Source organism: Methanohalophilus sp. DAL1 (genome assembly GCF_001683555.1).
Taxonomy (GTDB): domain Archaea; phylum Halobacteriota; class Methanosarcinia; order Methanosarcinales; family Methanosarcinaceae; genus Methanohalophilus; species Methanohalophilus euhalobius.
Genome location: NZ_MAFX01000023.1, coordinates 1 through 18,460, shown reverse-complemented (window position 1 = coordinate 18,460; position 18,460 = coordinate 1). Strand labels below are relative to the sequence as shown.

Genomic DNA, 18,460 nt, shown 5'->3' with positions numbered 1-18,460 from the left:
GTTTTATATCATGGCAGATGATCTCGAAGCAATCCGCAGGAAAAGGCTTGAAGAAATGCAGAGGCAGCAAGCCTCTCAGCAAGAGAACAATCCACAGGCTGCATACCAGCAGGAACAGGCACAGGCAGAAAGGGAAGCAAAGATCCATGCTGTCCTTCGCCAGGTCACGACACCCGATGCAAGAGAACGCCTTACAAGGTTGAAAATGTCTCGCAAAGAACTGGCAGAACAGGTCGAATCCCAGATTGTGGGACTAGCTCAGAGTGGCCGGTTGCAATCCACCATCGACGATGAGAAAATGAAAGCCTTGCTTACCCGGATGCAACCCAAAAAACATGACCCCAAGATCACAAGACTGTAATCGGATATGAAAGCAAGGGTGATGTTTAGTGGCGGGAAGGATAGTGCCCTATCCGCCATTTTACTGGAACCATATTTTGACGTTGAACTTGTAACGTGCACTTTTTCCCTCGTCGATGTAGGAAACATTGCACGTAAAGTGGCTGATGAATTGGGTTTTGCTCATTCGGTTGTAGAACTTGAGCGTTCAGTTCTGGATGATGCCCTTGAGATGGCAGTTGAAGACAATTTCCCAAATAATGCGATAAATCATATTCATTCACATGCCCTCGAAAAAATAGCGGCATGTGGTAGTGTTGATATGATCGTTGATGGGATAAGACGTGATGACCGGGTGCCCAGGATGGATATATCCAGACTACGCAGCATTGAGGATCGGTATGGGGTGCATTGTGCGTCCCCTCTGCAAGGATTTGGCCGTGCTGCGGTTGATTTAATGGTTTGTGAACATCTTGAAGTTGAAGAAGGATTGAGTGACAGAATTTCCAAGGCGGATTATGAAACTGAATTAAGGTATTTGATTCGACAGGAATATGATGATGAAAAGGTCCTTTCCATATTTCCCGAACACGTTCAATCGAGAGTGTTGAGGAAAATTAAGGAAAAGGCTACCAATTAAAATTTTATATCATTAATTGATTTATAAATATAAATTTGAGAGCAACGTGGATCAGGTGAGACAAGTGAGCCATAACACGAAAGGACAGAAAATGAGATTGGCAAAGGCCCACGTCCAGAACCAGAGGGTTCCTACATGGGCAATTATCAAGTCAAACAGAAAGGTTGTCAGTCATCCCAAGAGAAGGCACTGGAGAAGGAACAGCCTTAAAGTGAAATGAGGTAATGGCAATGGTAGATGATATCGTAAAAGAACAGGTTTATACCATTCCGCTCAGGGATGCAAAACTGGCCCCTAAATGGAAACGTACAACTCGTGCGATGACCCTGGTAAAGAAATACCTGGTCAGGCACATGAGGGCGTCTCCTGAACAGGTCAAAATTGATAGCAGTATCAATGAATTGGTCTGGAATCGCGGAGCCGAGAAGCCACCTTCCTCAATCCGGATACGGGCAGCAATGTTCGAAGATGGTGAGGTTCAGGCAGAATTGGCATAATTTGAATGCCGATACAATTCCAAGTTCGAAATAATTTATGATCCGAACCCTAAACATATATGAAAATCCCGTAATAGGGGTATTTGCAACCTGTACAGAGGATTTCGCCCTTGTGCCTCCGGGTACGAACGATAAGACATCTGGTATGCTGGAAGATATACTTGAGGTGGAAGTAGTTTCCACTCTTGTAAATGGGAGTGTAGTCGTGGGTTCCCTCTCAAAAGGGAATTCCTCAGGATTCCTTGTGCCGAAAGGCTCAGGTCCCCTTCCTAAAAAAATAGACCTTCCAGTAGCAGAGGTTCCAGATAATCTATCGGCAATAGGAAACATAGTGCTTGCCAATGATTCAGCAGCTCTTGTCCATCCGGATATCTCTGACAAAGCAATTGAAATAATCGAAAAGACTCTTTCAGTTGATGTCAGAAGAGGCACGATTGCCGGTATCAAAACTGTGGGAATGGCGGGTGTGGTTACCAATCATGGATTGCTTGCCCATCCAATGATAAAACAGGAAGAAGTTTCCATTCTTGAGAATCTTTTTGGACTTAATGTGGAAATAGGTACTGTAAATTACGGATCCCAGGTAGTAGGTTCCGGTGTGCTTGCTAATTCTTCTGGATATGTTGCAGGTTCGGAAACCACAGGTCATGAACTTGGAAGAATTGAAGATGCATTGATGTTTGATTGATTTAACATATTATGCGGGTGATTTTATGAGCGACTTTGTTGTAAAAGGCACATTCAAAGCGGGTCATATCTGGGAAAAATTCACAAAAAATGTGGAAAGCCAGAATGAAAAGAACGCAGTTGAGAAAGTTTATTCCCTTTTTGGAAGCAAGAACGGTATCAAGCGCTACTTGATAAAGATAGACAGTGTCGAAGAGGCATGATTATATGGCAGAAGAAGGTCAGCAGAATATCCAGAACCTGGCCCTTCAGCACAGGGAGCTCCAGAAACGTGCCCAGACCATACAGCAGCAGACAAATATGTTGCAGATGTCCATTGATGACTGTGGGCGGGCAATAACGACTCTTGAGGATCTCCAATCATTTTCCAAAAATCCCGATACACTTGTTCCTATAGGTGCGGGTTCGTTTATAAATGCACATATAGCCAATGACAACAAAGTTGTTGTTGAGGTCGGTGCCGGGATTAGTGTCGAAAAGGATGTTGATGGAGCCAAAATCACTCTTAATAAGCGCAAAGAAGATTTGCAGAAGGTACTGGAACAGATGAATCAGAACCTTGAACAGATCAATCAGCGCATCCAGTCCATTGAGTCTATGGCAAAACAACAGCAACAACAGCCACAGCAATAATTTTTATGGAGCATAACCTTGTTTAATAAGCTTAAGAACAAACTTTCAGGATTTAAGCAAAATTTCAGTTCCAAAATTGAAGATAAAGCCACTCCGGTGGAAGAATCATCCGCTACTGAGCCTGAAGCTGCAGCAGAAGGTGGTAGATTTGAGGAAAAAGAGGCTGTAACTGGGACTAAGGATGAAAATAAAACAGGGTTTGCACATAAAGCCAAAGCTTTGGTTTTTGAAAGGGAGTTTATTCTTGACGAAGCGGACGTCGAAGATATCCTCTGGGAATTGGAGATGTCTCTTCTGGAAAGTGATATTGCAATTTCGGTTTCTGAAAAGATTGTTACTGATGTAAAACAAGAACTTGTAGGCAGCCGTAAGAAGATAGGTGGCAACACAAGCAAGATCGTAGAAGATGCATTGAAAAAGTCAATCAATGATGTCATGTCTGCTAATGTATTCGATTTTGATGAATTCATCGATAATCATGAGAAACCTGTAAATATTGTTTTTGTTGGTATTAATGGAACAGGGAAGACGACTTCTATTGCCAAGATTGCTCATCGCCTTAAAGCCATGAATAAGTCTGTCGTAATTGCAGCAGGGGATACATTCCGTGCAGGGGCTATTGACCAGATTGCGGTACATGCTGAGCGCATCGGTGTAAAACTGATTAAACATCAGGAAGGAGGCGATCCTGCAGCTGTTGTTTATGATGCTGTACAGTATGCAAAAGCTCATGATAGTGATGTAGTTTTGTCTGATACTGCAGGCAGGATGCATACCAATGTAAATCTGATGGCACAGCTCCAGAAGATATGCCGTGTAAGTGCTCCGGATCTTGTGCTTTTTGTAGACGAGGCGGTTGCAGGTAATGATGCTGTCGAAAGGGCTGAACAGTTCAATGAGGCAGTGCCAGTTGATGGCTCCATCCTTACTAAAACAGATGCCGATTCAAAAGGCGGAGCTGCAATTTCCATTGCATACGTAACCGGTAAACCCATTGTATTCCTCGGTATGGGACAGGATTATGAGGACCTGATAAAATTCGATCCTCACTGGTTTGTTGACCAAATTTTCAGTTAAAATCTTATCGGCACCCTTCTTTCAAATCCTTTGTTATTTCCTTTAAGCGGGATATTACATTATCTTTGCTGGCTATTATATTTACAAAGGCAGAACCCACGATTACCGCATCAGCTCCTGCAGCGACCATTTCTTCTACATGTTTTCTGTTTGATATTCCAAAACCTACGGCTTTTGGAAGGTCTGAATTGATTTTATCCAGAAGGCCTGCTACATTGGACGAGATGTTTTTTCCTTCTCCGGTAACCCCTAGTTTGGATACTATATATATAAAACCCGAACTTTTGCTGCTAATTGCATCCAGTCTCTGATCGCTTGTATTTGGTGCGACAAGAAATATATTATCAATTCCTTCCTCTTTGCATATCTCGATCAGTTCATCTGCTTCATGCAATGGCAGATCGGGTATAATCAATCCTGAAATTCCCGCATCAGCGCACTTCTTCACGAAATTTTCACTACCCTGGCGATATATGAGGTTGTAATAGGTCATACAAATGAGAGGAACATTTACTTCCAGGCCTTTTATCATCTCAAAATAGCTCTCTGTGTTCATGCCGGCCTCAATTGCACGGCAGGTTGCGGCCTGTATGGTTGGCCCGTCTGCTACAGGATCGGAGAAAGGCAGACCCAGTTCTATTATATCCGCGCCGGCTTCAACAAGCGCATTTACAATAGAAGGTGTGGTATCCGGATCGGGGTCCCCTGCACAGACATAGGCGATCAGTGCTTTTTCATTTTTGTCCTTAAGTTCTTCAAATTTTTGACTGATGCGCATATTCACTCCTCCATATCCATAATAGTCTGGAGATCTTTATCGCCCCTTCCGGAGAGATTTATAACTACTGTATCACCCAGTATGCCATGATCTGCCATTTTCCTTACATATGCAATGGCATGTGCAGATTCCAGTGCAGGGATTATTCCTTCCAGCCTGCTAAGCTCATGGAATGCCTCAAGGGCTTCCATGTCAGTTATGTAACAGGGTTTCACCCGGCCGGTTTCTGAGAGCCGGGCAAGTTCGGGTCCCACGCCTGCATAATCCAGGCCGGCTGCTACTGATGTGGATTCCAGTATCTGTCCATCCCTGTTCTGCAGGACCTTAGTTCTGGCACCATGCAGTATACCTTCCTTCCCTGTTGCCAGGGATGCTGAATGATAGGCGATTTTATCGTCTTCCCTGAGTTTTTCACCGCCTGCTTCTACTGCAAAAAGATTCACTTCATCATCCAGGAAGGGGTAGAAAATACCCATTGCATTACTTCCGCCGCCTGCACAGGCCACGATAGAATCCGGGTATCTTCCCTCCACTTTCATGACTTGCTCCTTTACTTCCCTGCCGATAACACTCTGGAAATCCCTCACAATCTTCGGGAACGGGTGTGGGCCGACTACCGATCCAATGAGGTAGTGTGTATCCCCGACATTTGTTACCCAGTCCCTTAATGCTTCATTTATTGCATCTTTCATTGTCTTTGAACCGGTATCAACTGATACTACCTCAGTACCCATCAGTTTCATACGGTAGACATTTGGAAGCTGTCTCTTTACATCTTTTGATCCCATGTATACCATGGTTTCAAATCCCAGTTTTGCTCCCACCATGGCAGTTGCGGTGCCGTGCTGGCCGGCTCCTGTCTCTGCGATTAACCTTTTTTTGCCCATGAATTTTGCAAGAAGGGCCTGTCCCAGGGTATTGTTGAGTTTATGTGCTCCTCCATGTACGAGGTCTTCCCGCTTGAGGTAGATTTTTATGCCGTATTTAGCACTCATGTTCTTTGCATAATATAGGGGCGTACTTCTTCCGGCATAATTTTCAAGGTAGTCATTAAGCTGGGAGGTAAACTCCGGGTCTGCCTTGTATTGCTCATACGCTTCTTCAAGTTCTTGAAGTGCCGGCATCAATATTTCCGGTACGTATTGTCCACCGTAGTCTCCATAATAATGATTCATACTATCTCCTGATTCTTATTTGCTTCAATAAGTTGTTTCATTTTTTCTTTAAGATTGCCTTCCATAAGGTAGGTTCCAACAAGCAAAGCGTCAGCCCCTGCCTTGATCATCCTTGCCGCATCATCTGTGCTCTTGACTCCACTTTCCCCTATTATCAGGTGTTTCTGGTTGTATTTACGGTCATGTTCTTTCACGAGGGGAATGAGTTTTTCAGCTGTTTCCAGATCGATTTCAAGGGTTTCAAAACTGCGGTTATTTATCCCTATGAGGATTGTGTCACATTCAAGTGCATAATCAAGCTCTTTTTTATTGTGTACTTCTACAAGAGGCTCGATGTTCCTTCTCCGGGCGATTTCTATGAATTCCGGTAGCCTTTTACCCAGTACCCCTGCAATCAACAATATGAGATCACTGCTTGCTTCATGCATCTGGTTTTTGTCCACAATAAAATCTTTGCGCAAAACAGGTATGGAAGTATGTTTCCTTGCACTTTCAAGGTTTTCTATACTTCCCTCAAAGTAACAGGGTTCCGTAAGGACAGATAAGGCTACAGCTCCCGCTTTTTCCATATTACAGGCAATTTGTGAGGCCATTTCCGGGTTTACATCAGCAAATTTTCCTGTTGGTGAAGCAGGTTTTACTTCGGCAATTATAGGTATGTGTCCTCTTTTACAGACAAGCCCGATGGATTCGAAAATATCCCTTCTATCATTACATCTGGTGTGTGTGTTACTTTCAGAAAGTGCGTCTGCCCTTTCTTTTGATTTTTGGATTATTTGTTCGATCTTCGGATGCATCTGGACACCTATGTACTTTGATGTATCTATATGTACATTAATGTCATCACATTTAAATTTATTGTCAGGGCATACGATCTATCATTGCCAGTGTCTTCTTTGCTTTGAAATAAAATTCTGTTCTATTAATGGAGATAATCAGCTGCTATAACTCTTCCTTGATATCTGAAAATTCATTAAACCTCAATTAAATTGATATATTCTGAAACCAACCTTAATTAGTGAATAAATTAAGAGGGATTATATGCCAAAAGTAGTTCTTTTATATGCAAGCTGGTGTCACAATTGTCCAAAGGCTGAAAAGATCTGGAGAGACCTCAAAGAGGAACATGATTTTGAATATGAAGAGATCGATGTAGAATCTGATGAGGGGCAAAAGATAGCTCAGGAATATTCTGTGATGGCTGTGCCAACGACTGTGATCGATGGAGAGGTGGCCTTTATAGGTATTCCTTCCAAAGATGAAGCTCTTGAAAGTATCAAGTAATCTTTAAATGTCGGGATATTGATGTATGATTTAATAATTCTGGGTGCCGGACCCGCAGGAGTTACGGCTGCAATCTATGCAGTCAGATATGGACTGGATACTTTGCTTGTTGATAAGGACAGCATGAGTGGTTTGATAAGCACTGCAAAAACGATCGAAAACTATACAGGTTTTCCCTCGATCGGTGGAATGGAACTGATGGGAAAATTCCTTGACCATGCAGAACAGGCCGGGGTCACTTTTAAAGTCATGGAACTCAACTCCGTGACTGAAGAAGGTGGACATTTTATTGTTTCTTCCAGTGAGGAAGAAATAAAAAGTAAATCACTCATTGTCGCAACAGGTTCTTCTCCCAGGGAACTGGATGTACCGGGTGAAAAGGAATTCCTGGGCAGAGGTGTTTCTTACTGTGCCACCTGTGACGGTCCCTTTTTCTCCGGCAAAGAAGTAGCGGTGATCGGTGGCGGGGAATCGGCTATTGAAGATGCTATATTCCTTTCAGATATTGCTTCAAAGGTGTACGTAGTTCATCATCGCGATAAATTGAGAGCATCACAAATCCTGCAGGACAGGGCATTTGACCGTCCAAATATTGAACTTGTATGGGATAGTGTTGTGGATGCAATAGAAGGAAAAGATATTGTTGAATCCCTGCAGGTACATAATGTAATTACTGAAGAAACAAAAAAACTTCCTGTAAACGGTGCTTTTATCCATATAGGCCTGAATCCCAACACCGATCTTGTTAATGTTAAAAAGAACGATAAAGGTTTCATAATCACTGATGAATCGATGGCAACATCTGCCAGAGGCATATTTGCCGCCGGTGATTGCAGGCAATCTCCCCTTTACCAAGTAATTACTGCAGCCTCGGACGGAGCCATTGCGGCTTATTCTGCTTTCAAGTACATCGAAGGCATCTAAAGAGATGTTTTTCTTTGTTTTTCGATAAGTATTATATTTTTTGAAGCCTATTAGTATGTAAGGTGGAATTATGATATGCTTGAAAATATGTAAAGACTCTACTGCAGAGGACCTGGAGCCAATTGCATCTGCGGTTCACTCTCTTCTGGGCATACCGACTACCATGCGCAGTGTAAACTGTAAGGGTATCCGAATGGAAAGGGGGGAAGTTGTAGATTGGGATTATACAGGTCCTGTACTTGAAAAAGTCCTGGAGGACAAGGCCACCATCCGCACAGTTCCCAAAGAAGGTGTGTATAAAGGGAAGGCGGTTGCAGTGACTCCGATAATGACCCCTGACGGAGAATTAGTTGGTTCAATAGGGGTTGTGGACCTTGTGGCAGCTCTGGATATACTTTCTGTTTTCCGGGAATATCCCGATATAATAGATGAAGTGGAAGAGGCCAAAAAGAGGCACTCTTAATTATCCTTTTATTCTGTGATACAATGATTGCCGATGTACTCAGGTTATTTCCTGGTATAACCTCCAGGGACTTTCGTATTCTAACAGGTATTGAAGTAGGCATGCAAGACCATGAATGGGTGCCTTTTGATGAACTTGTGAAATATACACGTATCGACCATCAGAATCTGGCTTATCTATTAGGTGAATTGATTGAAAAAGAGCTTGTCGTGGCAACAACAAGACCTTATGAAGGCTACAGGCTGTATTTCAATGGTTATGATGCTCTGGCTATCAATGCACTGGTAAAACGGGGTAGTATCTGTGCCCTTGGGGATGAAATCGGTGTGGGCAAGGAATCGGTTGTTCATGAAGGTATGAAAGAACCTGAATTGCCCATAGGTGATCCGGAAACGGTGATAGTCAAATTCCACAGGGAAGGGCGCACCAGTTTCAGGGATGTCAAAAGGGTCCGTGGACACCTTGTTAATAAAGAACATTTCTCCTGGATATATGCCGCCCGGCTTGCGGCGGGTCGTGAATATGAAATAATGTCCCGTCTGTATCCTGATATAAGCATTCCCAAACCTATTGACCGTAACAGGCATGCTATAGTAATGGAACCTGCCAAAGGAGAACTTTTGTTCAAGGTCAGACTGGAAGATCCCGAAATCTTTTTTGATATGATAATGGAGCAGGTCGAAAATATCTATTGCCATAATGTAATTCATGCCGATCTGAGTGAGTACAATATTTTTGTCAATCCCAAAGGTGTGCAGATTATCGATTGGCCTCAGTATGTAACTCCGTCTCATCCTCATGCAGAGGAGCTCCTAATGCGTGATATTTCGAACATAGCTGCTCATTTCAAGAAAAAATATAATCTGAAAAGAGATGTCGACGCATTATATGGACAGATAGTATCCAGTACCGATAATATTAAAGATTAATACAAACAAAAATACAGATAATGACATCAAATGCCATTTATGGTATAGACGTTGCCGGGGGGTCGCCGCGTTCCGGTCAGGTTCCACGTTATGCAGTTGCTATTCTGAAAGACGGTTCGGTTTACAGGCATTCGATGTTGAAAATGCATCGTATTTTCAGGATGATAAAAGATGATCATCCAATGATAATAGCTGTAGATAATATCTATGAACTGGCAAAAGATAAGAAGGAATTGATTCATTTCCTGGAAAAACTCCCTTCTGGTGTGAAACTCGTACAGGTCACAGGTGGATTGAAGCAGGTTTCCCTGCCCTTTCTTGCCCACAAGTATGATATTTCAATAAATCCCCGTGATCCCGGGGATGAAGCAGAAGCCTGTGCAAGACTGGCTGAAATGGGAGTAGGGGTGGAAGTATCCCTTTTTGAGGATAAAACAAAAATAAAGGTAAGCAGGGCACGTTCTCTTGGCAGGGGAGGTTGGAGTCAGAATCGTTATTGTCGTAAGGTTCACGGAGCTGTGAAAGTCAAAAGCCGTGAGATTGAATCGATACTTAAAGGAGCGGCAAAGGAGCGCAACTTCAATTACACAAGCAAAGTCGTCAAGGGCTTTGGAGGATATGTCAGGTGTGAATTTACCGTTAATGCACGCAAGTGCGATGTACCCATCCATCCCTCATCCGGTTCGGATGTGCAGGTAAATGTCAGGAGTTTTGTGAGGGATAAGATACAGTATATACCTTTGAAAAGCAAAGAACGCAGGCCTACTATTGTGGGTGTTGATCCGGGCACGACTGTTGGCCTCTCCATACTTTCTCTTGAAGGTGATGTTCTACATTGCGCCAGTTATCGGGGTATTTCCCATGATGAAGTGGTGAAACTTATTTCTGAATACGGCAAACCTGCAATAGTGGCGACCGATGTATACCCGATGCCTGCAGCAGTGGAAAAAATCAGGCGTAGTTTCAGTGCTGTCAGTTATTCCCCCGGTGGTCCCATTCCATCGGATGAAAAGATTGAACTGGCTAAACCTTATGGCTATTCCAATGACCATGAAAGGGATTCCCTTTCCGCTGCCATATCAGCTTATAAAAAATACAGACAGCTTTTCCTGAAGATTGAAAGCAAGTCTCCTCCTTACATGGATATCGATAGAATAAAAGTCGAAGTCATCAAAGGTTCATCCATAGAAGAGGCCATTAATTCTTTGAAAGAACACAAGCAAGCAACTAAGGCCCAAAAAAGTGTAGCAGAAACTTCTGGCTCTTCTTCTGATGATATTGATGATGAAACCTACCGTAAAATGACAGAAAAACTTAAACGCAGGGATTTGGAGATCGCTGAATTACAGGAATATGTGAAAGAGCTCGTTGGTCAACGCAGGTCAAGGGATAGTACAATCTCCAACCTGGAATCAAAAATTCGGCAAATGCGTGAAACTGAACGCATTAAACTGCAGAAGGAAAAAGAGATTTCAATTCGTAATAAGAAAATTGCGAACCTTAAAAGGGATATCAAACGTCTGAATAAGAGGCTTCATAATTCCAGGGCTCAGGTAAATCGCCTTAAACGTATAAAAAAGATGGAAAGCAGGGGGGAAGGCATTCCTGTAAAGGTCATTTCCTCTTTTAGCCGTGAAGCCATCCTGAATGTAGCAGATGTATATGGCTTAAAAAAAGGTGATGTCGTTTATTTCCAGGACCCCAGTGGAGGAAGCGCTTCAACTGCTGGCCTGCTTGCAGATTATTCACCAAAAGCACTGATCGTGCCTGCAGAAATATCTTATGCGGCAAAAGAGGTATTTTTCGAGAAAAGCATTCCTGTAATTGAAGGTCTGGAAATACAAAAGGAGGGTGATTTTGCAGTTGTATCTCCTAAAACTTTGAAAATTGCAATTGAAAACTGGTTTGACAAAGCTGATCACTGGAAAAAAGAAAAAGAGCAAGAGAAATTAAAATCCCTTGTGGATGAATATAGAAGTGAGCGCCGTCGTGGTATAACCTGATATTCAGGGCCATTTCCTGTCAAAGAAAGGGCTTTTTCCTGAAACGCTTAATGGAATTCCCATAACGACATCCGCTTCAACCAAACCCAGTGAACGTGCGGCGTTTCCTGCTGAGTACATTATGCGGTTATCTATGCACAGGTCTTTTGCTTTAGCCACAGCAGATCCAATAGCAATTCCGAGATCTATGTTCTTGAAAGCACAGTTAGGACCCGCATAATCTCCTTCTATTATTTTTTGAGCTTTCATTTCTGTACATGTTGCAAAGCCGCAGGCAGCACAGTTCAATTTAAGCGGCTCGGCATGCTTGACTCCTATAGCTATAAAGGCATCCGCCTGCCTGACATTTGCTGCATCCCTTTTCAGGAACTGGAATCCATCACTCTTTTCATCAGCGATATTTTCCATCTCGGTTGCGATATCTTCCATATCTTTTCTATCGGCCAGGGCAGTTACTATATCATCAATTCCTTTACCCTTTGGAGCAGTTCTGGCTGCTGCTAATACGATCCTCGCCATTTCTGCTACTTCTTTTTTTTCAGGATTTTGTTCCATGCATAACGGATTGATAATACTGGTCTTTAATTGTTTCGGATATTGTGCGAAAGTGTAATATTTAATGTCGGGATTGTTGGCACTATGCCACGTTCGGCCCTGATACTTGCAGGAGGAAAAGGAAAACGTTTTGGTTATAAAGAAAAGGCCCTGATAGAGATAGAAGGGATGCCTGTAATCAGTCGGATAATCAGCACACTTGAGCCGCTTGTGGATGAAATAATAATATCCCTGCGGGATAAACACCAATATGATTTACTTGCTCCAGTTACGGGAGAATTACCAACGGCTTTTGACGAGTATGAAGGGGTAGGTCCCCTTGCGGGCATATTGGCAGGATTGAAAGCTGCCTCCTATGAATATATTTTTGTCACAGCCTGTGATATGCCTTTTCCTGACCCGAAAATAGTTGAGTTGCTCTTCTCAAAAGCAAAAGGCCATAATTGCGCTCTCATAAAAAGAAAAAATGACAGTTATGAGCCTCTCTGTGCAGTTTACAGGGTTTGCCTGCTGATTCCCCTCATTGAAAAGTCGATACGGGATAACAGGTATTTCATTCTGTCACCCGTATTTGAAATGAATGACATGGTTGAAGTGGACATAGCGGAAATAGAAAAAATGGATCCACTCCTTGCATGCCTCCAAAATATTAATACTCTGGATGACCTCAGGTCAGTCAGGAATGATTTCATCGGGTCATAAGGGTTTCACCGGTTGCAGGAGCATAGGCCTCAACACCGATTTCATCCATTATCCATTGTGCGAACCCCTCCGCATCATCCCCGTGCATTGTGTACACGGTTTCAGTTCCCCTGTCGCAAAAGTCCCTTACAAGTTCTTTCAACTCTTTATCCCCGCAATGGGCCGAAAAATCGTATTGCTCCAGTTTGCACCTCAGATGTTGTATTCGGTCATTTATTTCGAGAAAACCACTGTCAAGAGCAAGTCTGCCGTTTGTTCCTTCGACCTGATATCCTGTAAGCATTACTTTTGTTTTCGGATCGTCAGCTTTCTTATCCAGATAATAGAGTACAGGGCCTCCATTAAGCATTCCCGCAGTTGTTACTATGACCGAACCTTCCAGAGGAATTCTATTTCTCTTGTTTCCTTTTACAGTAGTAGCAAAACCAAATGCCTTTTCCAGTTTTTTTGGATATTTTAGGTATTCTGGATGATTCAGCATCTCATCTGTCATTGCCACTCCCATGCCATCCACAAAACAGGGAATCTTTTCTGAATGGAGTAACATCATAATTTCCTGTGTCCGTCCAATGGCAAAAGCAGGGATAATGACCGTACCACCGATATCAATTGTATCAATAACAGACTCAATAAATGCTTTCTCGGTTTCCTTTCGGGGTGGGTGGTCTTCTCCAAAGTATGTGCTTTCTGTAATCAATACATCTACATCAGGCAATGTGTCAGCTTTTGATACAAGCCTGGAATCACTGGTACTTATATCACCGGTATAAAGCAGGCTTTCCCCTTTATTGTCCTCGAGGTATATCGATGATGCACCCGGTATGTGCCCTGCACTATATATCCTGGCAAGATAGTCGTTTGTCCTGACCTCTTCTCCAAAGTGCTTTCTTCTTGTAATCTGGGAAAGTTTCTGCAAATCTCCTTCATCATACGGTTCTGGTAATCCTCTTCTTTCTGATATTTTGAGTGTGTCCCTGCCCAGGATTTCAGTAAACCTGGAGGTCATATGTGTCATGTACACCTCTGGACTCAGGTCCATGAGGTTGGGAACCGCTCCGCAATGGTCAAGATGGCCGTGGGAAACAAAAATGCTTTTCGGAAAAATACCATCAACTGGATAGTCGGGTCGGTCTCCCGGCTTGATGCCGTAATCTATCAGAATCTCTTCATTCACCAGAATTGCAGATCGCCCTACCTCCCTGCAACCCCCTTTAAAATCAATACGCATAGTTTTCTCCCTCTTAATATGCAACTGCTTCCTGCCATCGGATTATTTTACCCAGAGGTATATTTGTAGTTTTTGAAATTTCGTTTGCATCTGAATTTTCAAGTTCATCGACAGTTGAAATGCCTGCAGAATTTAGTTTTTCTTCGGTAACTTTCCCGATACCCGGAATATCACTGATCTTTTCCGGTCGCGGAGTTGCAGCTTTTTCTTTCTTTTGTTCTTCTTTCCATTCAAGGTAGTTACAATAAGGACACCCCAGATCCCATGCTCTTTTCTTCTGCCCCTTTACTTTTATGTGGTACAGGCTGTGTTTGTCACATGTCTTGTCGGTAACAAGTATATGTCCGCTTTTTGGAAGGGGCAGGGAAAATGTGCAGTCAGGGTATCCTTCGCATCCGATAAATCTTGACCCCCGGCGTGAGCGGCGTACGATCAGGTCACAACCACAATCCGGGCATTTGCCTATGATCTTATCTTTTCTCAGGCCTTCCCTGAGGGATTCGGATATTTTCTCACGGTTCTCTTCCAGTTCCTTAAAGACATCTTTCAGCATGTCCCTGGATTGCTGCAGTACCTTTTCTTCAGATATATTACCCTCTGCAATGCGGTCCATGTCTTCTTCGAGAGTACTGGTCATGTCTGGTCTGGTAATTGTGGGGGCATAATTTTCCAGCCCTTCTACCACCGCATATGCAGTCTGGGTAGGCTGGAGGGGATTGCCATGCACGTATGCTCTTGAGTAAAGTTTGCTTATAATTTCATGACGTGTGGCTTTTGTTCCCAGCGCCATGTCTTCCATCATTTTGATGAGTCTTCCCTGACCATATCTGCCCGGGGGGTTCGTTTCCTTATCAAGCATTTCTTTATCATTAACAGGAAGTATCTCCCCTTCTTCCAAAGCAGGGAACAATCGATCTTCCGGAGCATTGTATGGGTAGTACCATCTCCATCCTGGCTTTACAAGCCGGGAACCATTTGCCCTGAATTCCTCTTCATTGATGTCAAAACTGACCTTCATGGTTTCCCATTCTGCATTTTCGGCAAAAGTGGCAAAGAACCGCCTGACTACAAGTTCATACACTTTCCATTCATCTTCCTTAAGCTGGGATTTCTTCGCAACTGATGCAGGAAAGATTGGCGGATGGTCTGTAGTTTCTTTCTTTCCCTTTGTGGGTTTGAGCTCTTTTTTTGCCAACAGTTTTTTTGCATATTCACTGAAATGGCCTTTAGAGAACATTTCTATCTGTTCTCTCAGGTCAATTGTTGAGGGATAGACAGTATTGTCGGTTCTGGGGTATGAAATATAACCGTTGGTATAGAGGGATTCTGCTATTCTCATGGCATTGGCCGGGGTAAATCCAATCGAGTTGGCAGCCCTTATGAATTCGGTTGTATTGAACGGCATGGGTGTCTTGTCTTCTTTAGTGGAAGTTTCCAGGGAGGAAACCAGTGCTTCATCACCAATAACTCCAAATACCCTGTCTGCTTCTTCCTTTTCCCAGAAGCGGGTTTTCTTATGCCTGACCTTGAAATTTTCTCCGTTTTTAACCAGGTCTACATATATTTCCCAGTAAGGTGCAGGTACAAAAACCTCTCTCTCTTTTTCCCTGTCCACAATAAGGGCAAGGGTTGGTGACTGTACACGTCCGACCGATAGGAATTGCTTTCCAAGTCTTCTGGAGGCCAGGGAAATAAAACGTGTGAGACTGGCACCCCATACCAGATCAATTACCTGTCTGGAATGTCCTGCATCTGCGAGATTGAAATCGATTTTTGTAGTGTTTTCGAATGCTTCCTTGATAGCTGCAGGTGTGATTGCACTGTATACTGCCCTTTCATACTCGATGTTTTCGTTTACTCCTTTTACGATATTGAGAGCTTCAACACCAATAAGTTCACCTTCCCTGTCGTAGTCAGTGGCAATAGTAACCTTTGTTGCTTTTTTACCGAGTTTTTTCAGGGCGCTCACAATTTTTGCGTGGGTAGGTGTAATAATAAGTTCGGCGTCTACGAGTTCTTTTGCTTCAACCTTCTGCCAGTTATTGTATGCGGGAGGGAAATCGAGCTGGACTATATGTCCGCTAAGCCCGATAACTATGGTTTTCTCATCGTTCCCAAACTCATAGGAGTCAATACCGCTAATCCTTTTTTTCTGCGGCTTTTTTGGACTGAGAATAGATGCAATTCGTCTTGCTGCAATTTGTTTTTCGGCTATTATCAGATGCATTGAGGATCACGTTATAAGTTGTTTTTTCTATTTTCTATAAATATTTCTGTCAAAAGAGTCATTGCATATAAATGTATCTTTCAGCAAATATCAATAATGTAGTCTCAATTTATTTTTTTGAATACCATATCTACCGCTTCTTTTGCCGAATGGGCAGGGATTGTTCCTTCAATATCCCACTTTGAACAAAGTCTGATGACTGGTTTGCCGTTTTTAATAGACAATGCAATCTCTGATAATGTACCATATTCCCCACCAACTGCTATAGCCGCATCGCATGAAGCCGCAATGATTGCATTTCTTGCGTGTCCCATGTCCGTTACTATGGCGATGTCAACATAAGGGTTTGCTTGTTTTGCAGAAGACCCGGGAAGTATTCCAACAGTTTTGCCACCTTCTTTTTTACATCCCCTGCAGGCAGCTTCCATAACACCTCCCATGCCACCACAAAGAAGGTATGCTCCCCTTTTTGCAATCTCTCTTCCCACCTCTTCTGCAAGGCTGTCGATTTCACTGTCGCAGGACCCGGCCCCTATAACTCCAATCTGTATCTCCATATTTTACCTCCTACTCAGATGTATTCATTTTGGATTTGTATAATGTCCTCACTATTGTTCGCTTTACTATAATCTTCCAGAGGTTGTCTGTTAAGTTCCAGAAAAGTATGTCCCCATCTAAACTTTGACAGAATATTTTCTGCCTGCTCTTTATTTCCCAGAATATACAAAGCTGCGGCAAAAGCTTCGACAGAATTTAACTTAAAAGGTTTGCCAAAATTCACCGGATTTGAAGCTAGTAGAAAGGGCAGCGCACGATGCTGTAACTTGCGGCGCAACAGTTTAGGAAAAATTTCTTCCACGGTATTCCAGGAACAATCAAGGACAATAATGTTTGAAATCTCACTGTCTGCAGGCGAAAGGGCTTTTTCTGCCAGTGGGTCCAGTAAGATGGATCCCTTTGGGAGTGAATGTATTTTTTCATGCAGTCGGACCAGATCAAATTTTTTGAGTCTTTTGCCTGTGCACTTTTTGGGATCACATTGACGGGCATGATAAATATGGAGTCTGAAGTCTTTCATTCAGGCTATATTATTCATTAATGATACATATTGTTTGTTCAAAAAAGCTTGTGATCCGGCCGGTTTCGTGCCGGCCAGAATCAACAAAGGTGGTTGTATGATATTTGCTCCCGGACTGTGCGGGGGCCGGGCAGACTTGCTAATCTGTCCCACTATAAAATGAGGGTTGTTCTATTATTTAAATGTTAACGGCGAATACTTTGTATAATTCCATTTCCTTTTTTGTATATATGGGATGTCTGTCTAATATAATTAGGGCTTTTTCGGATGCCAGGGTATTTTACAATCAAAGATCATGCCTGGTTTTGTCAATAATCCTTGCACCATCTCCCGTTTTTCCATATGTGTATATGTCCAGTTGATCCTTTTTTATAAGGCATACAGCACCCTTTACGGGTGTCCCATGGTTATTCAGCGTGGAATGTATTGATAGTAATTTATTTCCAAACCACCATTTATATCCTGTATCCAGTGAACTATGGGCACGAATAATCATTTGGAGGTCATTAAGGCGCAGGAATCCTTCCACAATATCGGGGCCAAAGGTCCGTATGCTTCTTCCTCTTATGGAGAAGTTCAGGCCCGGTATCTCTGAGGGGTCATTCCAGAGATAATTAAATGAATCTTGTTTTGTGATCGTTGTTGTTTTTCTGATATCCTCGATACCGCCGTGGACACAGAATATTTTTTTATTTATTACAGCTGCTACAGGCATTTCTTCAAACACGATATTAGCAAAATTGAACAGCTCACTATCTTTCAGCTCATCAAAGAATCCCCTTTTCTCGTTCATCTGCTTTGTTTCATGATTCCCTCTCAGGAGGAAGACATTTTTCGGTGAGGCAATCTTTAATTTCAATAATCTTGAAAGGACTTCTGCAGAATTTCTTCCCCGGTCTACATAATCTCCCAGGAATATTATATTTGCAGGTTCTAACTCTTCTTTAATTGAAATTACCATGTTCAGGGCTTCAAGGTCTCCATGCAAATCCCCGATTATCATTGTGGGAAGTTCTTTTATTCTTATTACTGCATCTTCTTCCCTGAACAAGATTCTCGCATCTGCTAGATTGGCCTGAAATTGTTCGTTCTGGTTCATATCCACTCTCTTTGAGACTTCTGTATAGGAATATTTAAATTAATTCTGGTTGATATGGGCTTATATTGATGGAGGCGAAAAATGGGTTTGATCAAAGGTGCCGTCATAGGCTTGATAGTTACATTTGTACTTTATTTAGTTC

At 42.7% G+C, this 18,460-nt stretch carries 23 protein-coding genes; 14 read left to right on the top strand and 9 right to left on the bottom strand.

Annotation, left to right across the window (positions count from 1 at the left end; all coding sequences use genetic code 11):
* Positions 1-10 precede the first annotated feature (10 nt).
* From A9957_RS05975 to ftsY, 8 genes are all read left to right on the top strand, one after another.
* Positions 11-361: a DNA-binding protein gene (locus tag A9957_RS05975; RefSeq protein ID WP_292343509.1), complete on the top strand. Its 351-nt coding sequence runs from the start codon at positions 11-13 to the stop codon at positions 359-361.
* A gap of 6 nt (positions 362-367) precedes the next feature.
* Positions 368-979 (top strand): alpha hydrolase, encoded by a 612-nt coding sequence (locus A9957_RS05970; RefSeq protein ID WP_096711665.1) that lies wholly within the window; start codon positions 368-370, stop codon positions 977-979.
* Positions 980-1,043: 64 nt separating this feature from the next.
* The gene (locus A9957_RS05965) at positions 1,044-1,199 is read left to right on the top strand and encodes a 50S ribosomal protein L39e (protein WP_048902271.1); all 156 of its coding nucleotides are present in this window, start codon (positions 1,044-1,046) and stop codon (positions 1,197-1,199) included.
* Positions 1,200-1,209: 10 nt separating this feature from the next.
* Positions 1,210-1,476: a 50S ribosomal protein L31e gene (locus A9957_RS05960; RefSeq protein WP_096711907.1), complete on the top strand. Its 267-nt coding sequence runs from the start codon at positions 1,210-1,212 to the stop codon at positions 1,474-1,476.
* 37 nt (positions 1,477-1,513) lie between these two features.
* Complete coding sequence (locus tag A9957_RS05955) at positions 1,514-2,164, top strand: translation initiation factor IF-6 (RefSeq protein ID WP_096711664.1); 651 nt, start codon at positions 1,514-1,516, stop codon at positions 2,162-2,164.
* 25 nt (positions 2,165-2,189) lie between these two features.
* Positions 2,190-2,366, top strand: a complete 177-nt coding sequence (rpl18a, locus tag A9957_RS05950) for a 50S ribosomal protein L18Ae (protein ID WP_013037654.1) — start codon at positions 2,190-2,192, stop codon at positions 2,364-2,366.
* A gap of 4 nt (positions 2,367-2,370) precedes the next feature.
* On the top strand, positions 2,371-2,796 hold the full coding sequence (gene pfdA / locus A9957_RS05945; RefSeq protein WP_096711663.1) for a prefoldin subunit alpha: 426 nt from the start codon (positions 2,371-2,373) through the stop codon (positions 2,794-2,796).
* A gap of 18 nt (positions 2,797-2,814) precedes the next feature.
* On the top strand, positions 2,815-3,873 hold the full coding sequence (ftsY, locus tag A9957_RS05940) for a signal recognition particle-docking protein FtsY (RefSeq protein WP_096711662.1): 1,059 nt from the start codon (positions 2,815-2,817) through the stop codon (positions 3,871-3,873).
* Between the two features lie 4 nt (positions 3,874-3,877).
* Here the strand turns inward: ftsY and trpA are convergent, their stop codons facing one another.
* From trpA to A9957_RS05925, 3 genes are read right to left on the bottom strand one after another with little or no spacing between them, the layout of a single operon-like run.
* On the bottom strand, positions 3,878-4,651 hold the full coding sequence (gene trpA / locus A9957_RS05935; protein WP_096711661.1) for a tryptophan synthase subunit alpha: 774 nt from the start codon (positions 4,649-4,651) through the stop codon (positions 3,878-3,880).
* Between the two features lie 2 nt (positions 4,652-4,653).
* Entirely contained in the window at positions 4,654-5,826 is a 1,173-nt protein-coding gene (trpB, locus tag A9957_RS05930; RefSeq protein WP_292343508.1) for a tryptophan synthase subunit beta, read from the bottom strand.
* Positions 5,823-6,623, bottom strand: coding sequence for an indole-3-glycerol-phosphate synthase (locus A9957_RS05925; RefSeq protein WP_292343507.1), 801 nt, complete (start codon positions 6,621-6,623; stop codon positions 5,823-5,825). Before A9957_RS05925 ends, trpB begins: the two co-directional genes overlap by 4 nt.
* A gap of 244 nt (positions 6,624-6,867) precedes the next feature.
* Here A9957_RS05925 and A9957_RS05920 point away from each other — a divergent pair, with 244 nt between their 5' ends.
* The 5 genes from A9957_RS05920 to A9957_RS05900 all read left to right on the top strand — a co-directional run bounded on the left by A9957_RS05920 (position 6,868) and on the right by A9957_RS05900 (position 11,429).
* Entirely contained in the window at positions 6,868-7,110 is a 243-nt protein-coding gene (locus tag A9957_RS05920) for a thioredoxin family protein (protein WP_292343506.1), read from the top strand.
* 21 nt (positions 7,111-7,131) lie between these two features.
* Entirely contained in the window at positions 7,132-8,034 is a 903-nt protein-coding gene (trxB, locus tag A9957_RS05915; RefSeq protein WP_096711657.1) for a thioredoxin-disulfide reductase, read from the top strand.
* 70 nt (positions 8,035-8,104) lie between these two features.
* Entirely contained in the window at positions 8,105-8,497 is a 393-nt protein-coding gene (locus A9957_RS05910; RefSeq protein ID WP_096711656.1) for a DUF2111 domain-containing protein, read from the top strand.
* 23 nt (positions 8,498-8,520) lie between these two features.
* Positions 8,521-9,426 (top strand): serine/threonine-protein kinase RIO2, encoded by a 906-nt coding sequence (locus A9957_RS05905; protein ID WP_096711655.1) that lies wholly within the window; start codon positions 8,521-8,523, stop codon positions 9,424-9,426.
* 20 nt (positions 9,427-9,446) lie between these two features.
* Positions 9,447-11,429, top strand: coding sequence for a DUF460 domain-containing protein (locus tag A9957_RS05900; RefSeq protein WP_292343505.1), 1,983 nt, complete (start codon positions 9,447-9,449; stop codon positions 11,427-11,429).
* Between the two features lie 3 nt (positions 11,430-11,432).
* On the opposite strand, the gene A9957_RS05895 is transcribed toward A9957_RS05900, so the two are convergent.
* The gene (locus A9957_RS05895; RefSeq protein WP_096711653.1) at positions 11,433-11,984 is read right to left on the bottom strand and encodes a ferredoxin domain-containing protein; all 552 of its coding nucleotides are present in this window, start codon (positions 11,982-11,984) and stop codon (positions 11,433-11,435) included.
* 84 nt (positions 11,985-12,068) lie between these two features.
* On the opposite strand from A9957_RS05895, the gene A9957_RS05890 reads away from it, so the two are divergent.
* Entirely contained in the window at positions 12,069-12,686 is a 618-nt protein-coding gene (locus A9957_RS05890; protein ID WP_105460129.1) for a molybdenum cofactor guanylyltransferase, read from the top strand.
* Here A9957_RS05890 and A9957_RS05885 read toward each other — a convergent pair.
* The 5 genes from A9957_RS05885 to A9957_RS05865 form a co-directional block, all read right to left on the bottom strand.
* Entirely contained in the window at positions 12,673-13,914 is a 1,242-nt protein-coding gene (locus A9957_RS05885) for an MBL fold metallo-hydrolase (RefSeq protein ID WP_105460214.1), read from the bottom strand. The genes A9957_RS05890 and A9957_RS05885 overlap by 14 nt on opposite strands.
* 13 nt (positions 13,915-13,927) lie before the next feature.
* Positions 13,928-16,141: a DNA topoisomerase I gene (locus A9957_RS05880; RefSeq protein WP_292343504.1), complete on the bottom strand. Its 2,214-nt coding sequence runs from the start codon at positions 16,139-16,141 to the stop codon at positions 13,928-13,930.
* A gap of 104 nt (positions 16,142-16,245) precedes the next feature.
* Positions 16,246-16,698 (bottom strand): TIGR00725 family protein, encoded by a 453-nt coding sequence (locus tag A9957_RS05875; protein ID WP_292343503.1) that lies wholly within the window; start codon positions 16,696-16,698, stop codon positions 16,246-16,248.
* A 14-nt stretch (positions 16,699-16,712) separates the two neighbouring features.
* Positions 16,713-17,219 carry a DUF367 family protein gene (locus A9957_RS05870; protein WP_105460132.1) on the bottom strand — a complete coding sequence of 169 codons (507 nt, stop codon included), beginning with the start codon at positions 17,217-17,219 and terminating at the stop codon, positions 16,713-16,715.
* A gap of 286 nt (positions 17,220-17,505) precedes the next feature.
* A complete protein-coding gene (locus A9957_RS05865; protein WP_292343502.1) occupies positions 17,506-18,318 on the bottom strand; it encodes a metallophosphoesterase in 813 nt (270 codons plus the stop codon).
* Positions 18,319-18,460: the final 142 nt, after the last annotated feature.

Bases quoted from the DNA above. Each gene is read 5' to 3' on its own strand.
- trpB (WP_292343508.1), bottom strand. From the start codon at position 5,826: ATGAATCATTATTATGGAGACTACGGTGGACAATACGTACCGGAAATA.
- trpA (WP_096711661.1), bottom strand. From the start codon at position 4,651: ATGCGCATCAGTCAAAAATTTGAAGAACTTAAGGACAAAAATGAAAAA.
- A9957_RS05920 (WP_292343506.1), top strand. From the start codon at position 6,868: ATGCCAAAAGTAGTTCTTTTATATGCAAGCTGGTGTCACAATTGTCCA.
- rpl18a (WP_013037654.1), top strand. From the start codon at position 2,190: ATGAGCGACTTTGTTGTAAAAGGCACATTCAAAGCGGGTCATATCTGG.
- pfdA (WP_096711663.1), top strand. From the start codon at position 2,371: ATGGCAGAAGAAGGTCAGCAGAATATCCAGAACCTGGCCCTTCAGCAC.
- A9957_RS05870 (WP_105460132.1), bottom strand. From the start codon at position 17,219: ATGAAAGACTTCAGACTCCATATTTATCATGCCCGTCAATGTGATCCC.
- A9957_RS05890 (WP_105460129.1), top strand. From the start codon at position 12,069: ATGCCACGTTCGGCCCTGATACTTGCAGGAGGAAAAGGAAAACGTTTT.
- A9957_RS05910 (WP_096711656.1), top strand. From the start codon at position 8,105: ATGATATGCTTGAAAATATGTAAAGACTCTACTGCAGAGGACCTGGAG.
- A9957_RS05875 (WP_292343503.1), bottom strand. From the start codon at position 16,698: ATGGAGATACAGATTGGAGTTATAGGGGCCGGGTCCTGCGACAGTGAA.
- A9957_RS05900 (WP_292343505.1), top strand. From the start codon at position 9,447: ATGACATCAAATGCCATTTATGGTATAGACGTTGCCGGGGGGTCGCCG.
- A9957_RS05925 (WP_292343507.1), bottom strand. From the start codon at position 6,623: ATGCATCCGAAGATCGAACAAATAATCCAAAAATCAAAAGAAAGGGCA.
- A9957_RS05905 (WP_096711655.1), top strand. From the start codon at position 8,521: ATGATTGCCGATGTACTCAGGTTATTTCCTGGTATAACCTCCAGGGAC.
- A9957_RS05880 (WP_292343504.1), bottom strand. From the start codon at position 16,141: ATGCATCTGATAATAGCCGAAAAACAAATTGCAGCAAGACGAATTGCA.
- A9957_RS05865 (WP_292343502.1), bottom strand. From the start codon at position 18,318: ATGAACCAGAACGAACAATTTCAGGCCAATCTAGCAGATGCGAGAATC.
- trxB (WP_096711657.1), top strand. From the start codon at position 7,132: ATGTATGATTTAATAATTCTGGGTGCCGGACCCGCAGGAGTTACGGCT.
- A9957_RS05975 (WP_292343509.1), top strand. From the start codon at position 11: ATGGCAGATGATCTCGAAGCAATCCGCAGGAAAAGGCTTGAAGAAATG.
- A9957_RS05885 (WP_105460214.1), bottom strand. From the start codon at position 13,914: ATGCGTATTGATTTTAAAGGGGGTTGCAGGGAGGTAGGGCGATCTGCA.
- A9957_RS05955 (WP_096711664.1), top strand. From the start codon at position 1,514: ATGATCCGAACCCTAAACATATATGAAAATCCCGTAATAGGGGTATTT.
- A9957_RS05960 (WP_096711907.1), top strand. From the start codon at position 1,210: ATGGTAGATGATATCGTAAAAGAACAGGTTTATACCATTCCGCTCAGG.
- A9957_RS05895 (WP_096711653.1), bottom strand. From the start codon at position 11,984: ATGGAACAAAATCCTGAAAAAAAAGAAGTAGCAGAAATGGCGAGGATC.
- A9957_RS05970 (WP_096711665.1), top strand. From the start codon at position 368: ATGAAAGCAAGGGTGATGTTTAGTGGCGGGAAGGATAGTGCCCTATCC.